The 1,323-nt window shown below is 43.1% G+C and carries 2 protein-coding genes; one reads left to right on the plus strand and one right to left on the minus strand.

The window, feature by feature from the left end:
• Window positions 1-573: IS110 family transposase (locus tag ACED60_RS25645; protein WP_371728732.1), on the minus strand; the 573-nt coding region annotated here is incomplete at its 3' end.
• A 99-nt stretch (window positions 574-672) separates the two neighbouring features.
• Between ACED60_RS25645 and ACED60_RS25650 the strand changes: the two genes are divergently transcribed.
• On the plus strand, window positions 673-1,185 hold the full coding sequence (locus tag ACED60_RS25650) for a GIY-YIG nuclease family protein (protein ID WP_371728733.1): 513 nt from the start codon (window positions 673-675) through the stop codon (window positions 1,183-1,185).
• Window positions 1,186-1,323 lie beyond the last annotated feature (138 nt).

Genomic DNA, 1,323 nt, shown 5'->3' on the forward strand with positions numbered 1-1,323 from the left:
TTCTCCAAGGTGGTGATAAGCATCGGCAATCACCGTTCTTGCGAGGTGTGGCAGTGCATTTTCTGCGTCTTCGAGCATTAAGGGAACGTGTTTCATTAATGAAGAGCGGCCAACAGGAATGATCAACCCGAACTCAGAGAGTAGGGCGCGCATGCGATTCATAAGCGCAGTGCGCTCGCGAACCCAATGCTCTCTCATTCTGTGTACCGATAAGATGGCTTGTTGCTCGGGGGATTTTACAGGCACAAAGCGAGTGGATGGACGCTGAACAGCTTCGCAGATAGCTACTGCATCATTAAGGTCGTTCTTCCCTTTAGTTCGATAAGGAACCACGTATTTAACAGCCATCATGCGGGTGTCGTGACCGAGTTTATTGAGTGTTCTTACCCAATAATGTGCGCCACCACACGCTTCAATGCCTATACGCATGAGTGGCATATTTGCTATTGTAGTCAGTAGCTTAGAGCGGGTTACTGACTTATGAAGTAAGACTTTACCATTTTGGTCTACGGCATGAAGGCTAAAGTGGTTTTTAGCTAGGTCGATACCGCAGAAATAAGAATAATCAGACATGGTGCCTCCGGTGCAATTTAGTACCACATAAGTGTGGCAGATCCTCGGTAGGGGGAATCCATGTCATTCGTTAGCCAACAATGTAACAAGGAGAATTAAATGTTAATCAAGGCATATGGAACATTTTGGAACCCAGAGATAATTGATTGGGGTAGCCGAGGGGCTGGGAACTGTGGTCAGCTACTAGGAGATGTTAAGTTCGAGGATAATTCTAAGAAAGAAATAGACTTTTGGGACGCTAAAGGAATTTACGTACTACATAACGATTTTAAAACAATCTATGTAGGTAAGGCATTTAAAACTAGTATAGGTAAAAGACTAAGAGATCACTTAACAGATCGCTTGGCTGGTCGGTGGGATATGTTTTCATTTTATAGTGTTTCAGCTCCCAAAAAGATTGATGGCGGGGTTACAATACCGGGAAAACGTCAGATTAGTCCTGAAACTTATATTGATACATTTGAAGCTCTAGCCATCTTAATTTCTGATCCTCCTTTAAATCGAAAGAGGGAAAGTTTTAAAGATGCATATTCAGTCCTTCAAAAAGAACAACCACAACCAAAAGCTATTAGAACTTATCTAGAGGAAATCTTGAACGAAGTAAAGAATTGATGGCTAACAAACTGTTCAAGATGGATTCGCAACGCGTGGCATTTTCACTATGCGTTGAATTTAGTGTTTAGGGTGGAATGTGGGTATCCGCCCCATGAACCCACGGGGCGACTTGTCAGTGTTTGAAGTTCCAAGGTA

Origin of the sequence: Vibrio sp. 1F279, from assembly GCF_041439815.1 — a bacterium.
Lineage (GTDB): Bacteria > Pseudomonadota > Gammaproteobacteria > Enterobacterales > Vibrionaceae > Vibrio > Vibrio tasmaniensis_A.